5 protein-coding genes are annotated in these 6,529 nt (G+C 68.9%); 1 reads left to right on the forward strand and 4 read right to left on the reverse strand.

All coding sequences use genetic code 11. The annotated features are described in order from the left end of the window. Positions 1–135 precede the first annotated feature (135 nt). The 4 genes from N5K27_RS24095 to N5K27_RS24110 form a co-directional block, all read right to left on the reverse strand. A complete protein-coding gene (locus N5K27_RS24095) occupies positions 136–654 on the reverse strand; it encodes a hypothetical protein (protein ID WP_087837554.1) in 519 nt (172 codons plus the stop codon). 36 nt (positions 655–690) lie between these two features. Continuing rightward, positions 691–3,411, reverse strand: a complete 2,721-nt coding sequence (locus tag N5K27_RS24100) for an ATP-binding cassette domain-containing protein (protein ID WP_279819613.1) — start codon at positions 3,409–3,411, stop codon at positions 691–693. Between the two features lie 81 nt (positions 3,412–3,492). After that, positions 3,493–4,422 carry a glycosyltransferase gene (locus N5K27_RS24105; protein WP_087837556.1) on the reverse strand — a complete coding sequence of 310 codons (930 nt, stop codon included), beginning with the start codon at positions 4,420–4,422 and terminating at the stop codon, positions 3,493–3,495. After that, positions 4,409–5,086 (reverse strand): PIG-L family deacetylase, encoded by a 678-nt coding sequence (locus tag N5K27_RS24110; protein WP_165963021.1) that lies wholly within the window; start codon positions 5,084–5,086, stop codon positions 4,409–4,411. The genes N5K27_RS24105 and N5K27_RS24110 overlap by 14 nt, the downstream gene beginning before the upstream one ends. Before the next feature lie 111 nt (positions 5,087–5,197). Here N5K27_RS24110 and N5K27_RS24115 point away from each other — a divergent pair. Beyond that, positions 5,198–6,529 (forward strand): UDP-glucose/GDP-mannose dehydrogenase family protein (locus tag N5K27_RS24115; protein WP_279819617.1); only part of this gene is annotated, 1,332 nt, incomplete at its 3' end.

The following is a 6,529-nucleotide window of genomic DNA, read 5'->3' on the forward strand; positions in this document are numbered from 1 at the left end:
TTTCGTTGATCAGCACAACTACAGGGGCAGCCATGGCATCTTCCGTTCCCGGCCCGAGAAGCGGCTCCAGTGCCCATGGGGCTCCCGGCTTCACCAGTAAGGTCTACACAAGCGTGAACTTCTTGCCGGGTTTGCCTACAGGACCAGTCCTCGGGACTCCGACAGCGCGCGGCCCTTGACGATCGCCCGCAGGCAGGCCGCGACCGTCATCGCGAAGGCTTCGTCGTACCAAGGGTTGACGCCGCTGGACGCGACCACGTAGCCGTCCAGGCACGCGGTGCCCCACAGCGTGGAGTCGTTCTTCTGCAACAGGTGCGGATAGGCGGTCTGCACGAGATGGCTTTCGAGTCCCGTGCGCCAGCTGATCCGGGCCTTGCCGCGCGCGAAGGCGGCATAGTCGGCGTCCCACTGCTCCGGGTCGCCCACCGCGTGCTCGTAGAGGATGGCTTCTTCGAACTGGTCGCGATCGGGACAACTGGCCGGGTCCATGATGACGAGATAAAGAAAGCCGCTGTCGCCGACGTGGGGATCGCGCATCGCGGCTTCGATCATCGGCATCGCCATGCGGACGGCCTGCGCCGCGGCCTGCCTGTCCGCGTAGAAGCTCGGCGCGGACACCGTGGGGGCCGAGGCCAGGAAGGGATTGCCGTTCATGGGGATACTCCTCTGTCGTGGGAATGTCGGACAAGCTCAGGCGGCCGGGCCGGGCGGGGGAGCGGGCCGGGCGTGGTCGCGCGCCAGCGTGGCGACCGTGGCGGCCAGTTCGTCGGGGTTCACGGGCTTGGCCAGGTGAACCTGGAATCCCGCCAGCAGCGCGCGCATGCGGTCCATGGGTTGGGTGCGCCCCGTCAACGCGACGGCCGGCATGAGGTCCGGCAGCGAGATCGAGCGCCGGGATTCGAGGGCCCGGATCTCCTGCAGGACCTGGTGGCCGTCCTCGTCGCCCAGCGACAGGTCGCACAACAGTACGTCCGGCCATTGTTCCGAAGGGGTGCGTTCCAGGTACGACAGGGCGGCGCGGCCGGAGTCCATGGGCAGGACCTTCGCGCGGTAGGTCTCCAGCACGGCGCCGATCTGCTCCAGCACCTCGGCCTGGTCATCGACCGCCATCACTGTGATGCCGTCCAGCAAGACCTCGCCCGCCTTGCCGTGCGCGGGGGGCGTTTCCTCGGCGACTGCGCGCAGGGGCAGGCTGAGCACCCGCGTCTCGCCCCGGCCGGTGCGGACGGCGTGCGTCGTGAGCTTGCCGCCCTGGCCCTCGACCACCGCCCGGATGTGCATGGGGTCGAAGACCGCCGAGCCGTCCGGCGGCAAGGGCGGCGGCGCGGCGCCGTGCTCCAGTGCGACGATGGCCTCGTCATCGCGCCCGTCGGTGATGGACAACTGCGCGTTGCCGTCCGTCGTATCCAGCCGCAGTTCCATGCGGCCGCCAGGGGGGCTGACGGCGATGGCGTTCATGCAAAGCTCGGACACGACTTGCTGCAAGGTGCTGGGGTCGCCGGTGACCCGATAGGGATGGGATCCCATGAAGGTGTAGAGCTCGATGGCGCGTTCCTCGATCAGCGGACGCAGGCCGTCCAGCACGCTGGCGACCAGCGCCACCATGTTGACGGGCTGCCTGCTGAGCTGGCGGCTGGTGCGTTCCAGCTCGCTCTGTTTGAGTTGCAGGTTCCACATCTGGGCATACATGCCCTGGCCGGCCAGCAGGGCTTCGTGCGTACCCCGCTCGACGATGCGGCCCTGGTCCAGCACCAGGATCTCGTCGGCATCGACCACGGTGGACAGCCGGTGGGCGATGATGAGCGTGGTCCGGTCGCGCGAGAGCTGCGCGAGCTCGGTCTGGATGGCGCGTTCGGCCATGGTGTCCAGCGCCGAGGTCGCCTCGTCGAAGATGAGAATGGGAGGATTCTTCAGGATCGCGCGGGCGATCGCGATGCGCTGGCGCTCGCCGCCGGACAGCTTCACGCCGCGTTCGCCCACCATCGTGTCGTACTGGGCGGGCAGGGCATTGATGAACTCGTGGATGCGCGCGGCCCGCGCCGCTTCGATGATTTCCGCCATCGAGGCGCCGGGCCGTCCGTAGGCGATGTTGTAGGCCACGGTCTCGTTGAACAGCGCGGTGTCCTGCGGCACCATGCCGATATGGGCGCGCAGGCTCTTCTGGTCGACGCCGGCCAGGTCCTGATCGTCGATGGTGATCCGGCCGGTGTCGGGTTCGTAGAAGCGGAACAGCAGTCGCGCCAGCGTCGATTTCCCCGAGCCGCTGCCGCCCACCACGGCCACCGTCGCGCCGGGCGGGATCCGGAAGTCCACGTTCCAGAGTATCTGCCGGCCGGGCTCGTAGCTGAAATCGACCGATTCGAACCGTACCTCGCCCCGCTTGAAATCCAGCGGCGGCAACTGGCGCGCCTCGTCCGCTTCGGGCGGCGTGTCCAGCAGCGCGAACAGGCGTTCCGCGTTGATGATGGCGTCCTTGGACTGGCGGAACACCATGCCCAGCGTATTGAGCGGCAGGCTGATCTGGATGATGTAGGCATTCACCAGAACCAGGCTGCCCACGGTCATGTGGTCCAGGACCACCTCGCGGCCGGCCAGCAGCATGACCGAGGCCACGCCCATCGCGATGATGGCGCTCTGGCCGACGTGCAGCACGGACAGGGCGTGCTGGTTGGCCACGCCCGCCTGGCGCCATCGTTCCAGCAGCTTGCGAAAACGCACCAGCTCGTAGCGTTCGTTGGTGTAGAACTTGACGGTTTCGTAGTTCAGCAGGGTATCGACCAGGCGTCCGCTGGTGGCCGAATCCGCAACGTTCATCTCCCGCTGCAGCGCGGCCCGGCGTTCGGTCAGCGCGAAGGTGAAGATGCCGTAGCCCAGCAACGCCAGCACCACGATGACGGTGAACCAGATGTCGTAGCCGATGGACAGGACGACCGCGACCACGCCGATCTCGAACAGGGTCGGCACGACGGTGAACAGCGTGGTGCCGAGCAGGAACGTGATTCCCGCCGAGCCGCGGTCCACGTCGCGCGCCAGCGATCCTGTCTGGCGTGCGATGTGGAAGCGCGGCCCCAGGCGGTGCAGATGCGCGAACGTGCGCTCGTTGAACTCGGCCACCACCTGGTGCAGCACCGGCGAAAACACCACGTCTCGCAGTTCGTTGAACAGGGTGCCCAGGAAGCGCAGCAGCGCATAGGCCAGCAGCAGGAAGACGGGCAGCACCAGGGGATGGGTGGGCTGGCTCAATTCGTCCACGACGCTCTTGAGCACCATGGGAACCGCGACCATGACCAGCTTGGCCAGGATGAGCAGGGCAAGCGCCGTGAGCACCCGCCGTCGCGCCGCCCATATGGGCGGCCCCAGCGTGCGGGCGAGTTGTTGAACGAGGGGCTTGGCGCTCGGGTCCTGGGCCATGGACGACGGACTCCCGTGGCGGCGCGGTCGCGCCGGAACGCGGCCCACAGCAATATGCATACCCGGGGAATCCGGGTAGCGTCAGCGTTCGCGCGAGGATGGGGCCGAGCGCCGGCCCGGCAGCGGCACGGGGCCCGCGCCGGCCTGCGCATCGTGCGCCAGCGTCCGCCGCATGGCCAGGACTTGCGGCGGAACGACCCGGCGCTGGCCGGGAATCCACAGCAGTCCCCGCAACGCCGACCAGGCAACGCCAAGGCGGGCGGTTCCCCGCAGGCCGCGCAGGATACGCAGGGTTTCACGGCCTGCCTCGGCCAGGGGCAGGCGCAGCCACGCCGTCCAGATCTCGTTGCGGGCCAGCAGTTGCCGCCGCAGCGGAGCGTCGCGCCGGGCAGATGGGTAGTGGCGTGTGAAGATGCGCGGGCAATAGACCATGCGCCAGCCTGCCGCCGCGAAGTCCAGGGCCATCAACGCTTCCTCGGCCCCGATGAAGAAGGCGGGATGATAGCCCCCGGTCTCGAGGAAGGCGCAGGTCCGCATGACGGCGGCACCGGCCAGGAAGCCGAGCAGGGCCTTGCCCGGCATCCCGCGCGACGGCAGCGGACTGCGCGCCATGCGCTCGCATGCGGGATCGGGCCGTCCGTCGTCACCCACCTGTACCTGTGCGCAAAGCACGGCGATGTCCGGATGGCGGTCCAGGATGTCGGCGGCCAGGTCCAGCGAATGAGGCTGCCAGCAGGTGTCGTCGTCGCAGAACGCGACGTAGGGCGTGCGGGCCCACCGTACGCCCAGGTTGCGCCCGGCGGCGCCCAGGTTGCCGCCGGCCTCGATGACGTGCACGCCGGGAAAGGCCGCGCGCAGCGCGTCCGCGCTTCCGTCCCGGCTGCCGTTGTCCACCACGCACCGCCGTACCCTGTCGGGCAGTGCGCTCAGTCCGCCGACCGTGCGCAGCACTTCGTCGCACCTGTCATGAGTCAGTACCACGACGGTGACGCGGGGTTCAGCCGATGTCATGGCGCTCCAGCCTCCAGAGTCGTTCAGGCAGGTCCGTATCCTCGTAGCCGCCTTCGCCGAAGGCGCGCAACTGGCTCGCATAGGCCCTTACGGCGCGCGCCTTGGCGCCTGACGCGGAGGTTGGCGCGATGACCGGCGTGAGCCGCCATCCCGATCGCAGCAGCGAGGCCAGGCGGTCCTGCAGCAGGCCCGGCAGTCGGCGGTACAAGGCGTCCTCGTAGCACAGCCACTCGAGTTCCGGATGCCCCGCATGCAGGCGCAGGCACGCCTCATGGACCACCTGATGATCGGAGTGGAACAGGCCCAGCGGCACGGCCACCATGCCGCCGCGCCGGCGGTCCAGGCAGGGGGCGAGATGCTGCTCGATGTCCTCCGGCCGATAGGCGCCGCCGTACTGCGCGTCCAGCAGGTCCAGCCATACCGGGCTGGCGCCCAGCATCGCCAGCGCCTTGGCGTCCTCGGTCCGGCGCGCCTGCATGGCTGCTTGCGCGCTTGCGAAGCCGCATTGCCGATCCCAGTCGGTCAGCGGGGCGTCCCGGGGCGTTCCGGCGAAAACGGTGACGACCGTGGCCCCGGGTGTCCGCTCGAGCAACGTGCCGCAGCTGAACACGGCATCGTCCAGGTGCGGGGAAACGATGGTCAGGGAAGAGAGTGATGGGCTCATGGCGGCTACCTTGCCACCGGCCGGCGGGAACAGGTGTAACCAGATTGAGGCGTTCGCCGGGGGAATGGAACTTGCTGGATGGGGGTACCGATATCCAAAGGGAGCAAGGCCATGAATCTCGCCGTCATCGGCGCCGGCTATGTGGGACTCGTGACCGGAGCCTGCCTGGCCGACGTGGGCAACCGGGTGCATTGCGTGGATCGCGACGCCGCCCGGCTGCATCTGCTGCGGGGCGGCCACCTGCCCATCTATGAACCCGGGCTGGACACGCTCGTCGCGCGCAATGCGGCGGCGGGCAGGCTGGTGTTCACCGACGACCTGCCGGCTGCCGTGGCGGATGCCGACGCCGTCTTCATCGCGGTGGGTACGCCCTCGAGGGAGGATGGCGCGGCGGACATCGGCCAGGTGTTGCAGGCGGCGGGAGACGTCGCGCGCTCGGCCACGCGCGACCTGCTGGTGGTGGTCAAGTCCACCGTCCCGGTGGGCACGTGCGACCGCGTGCGCGAAGTCGTCGAAGCCGAGCTGGCTCGTCGCGGCGCGCCGTGCGAATTGCGGGTGGCCTCCAATCCGGAGTTCCTGAAGGAAGGCCACGCGGTCGAGGACTTCCAGCGGCCGGACCGCATCGTGATCGGCACGTCCGACGACGATGACGGCGCCTTGCTGCGCGCGCTCTACGCGCCCTACAACCGCAACCACGACCGGCTCATCTGCATGGACATCCGGTCGGCCGAGTTCACCAAGTACGCCTCGAACGCGATGCTGGCGGCCCGGATCTCGCTGATGAACGAACTCGCCTGCCTGGCCGAGAAAGTCGACGCCGACATCGAATCGGTGCGTCGGGGCACCGGCGCGGATCCCCGCATCGGCTACGACTTCCTGTATGCCGGGGCGGGATACGGCGGGTCCTGCCTGCCCAAGGATGTGCGCGCGTTGATACGGCTGGCCGACGAGTATGGCGCGGCGGCCGATATATTGGGCAGCGTGCAGGCGGTCAACCTCCGCCAGCGGACGCTGTTGTACGAAAAACTCGAACGCTTTTTCCGGGGCCGCCTGGCCGGCCGCACCATCGCGGTATGGGGGCTGGCCTTCAAGCCGGCCACCGACGACATCCGAGAGGCGCCCTCCATCGACCTGATCGGACGTCTGTTGCGCGCCGGCGCTTCGGTGCGCGGCTACGACCCCGTGGCCGGTGCGAACGCGCTGCGCGCCCTGGGGCAGGACGGATTCTCCATCGCCGACGATGCCCGCGCCGCGTGCCGCGGCGCCGACGCGCTCGTGGTCATGACCGAATGGCGCGAATTCAAGTCGCCCGATTTCCGCGGCCTTGCCCAGACCCTGCGCGCGCGGGCCGTATTCGACGCCCGCAATCTGTACGATCCTGCCTACGTGAGGTCCTGCGGCCTGCACTACGAGGGCGTGGGGCGGGCCGCCGGCCGCCCCGCG

It is taken from the genome of Pigmentiphaga sp. GD03639, assembly GCF_029845405.1.
Taxonomy (GTDB): Bacteria; Pseudomonadota; Gammaproteobacteria; order Burkholderiales; family Burkholderiaceae_B; genus Pigmentiphaga; species Pigmentiphaga daeguensis.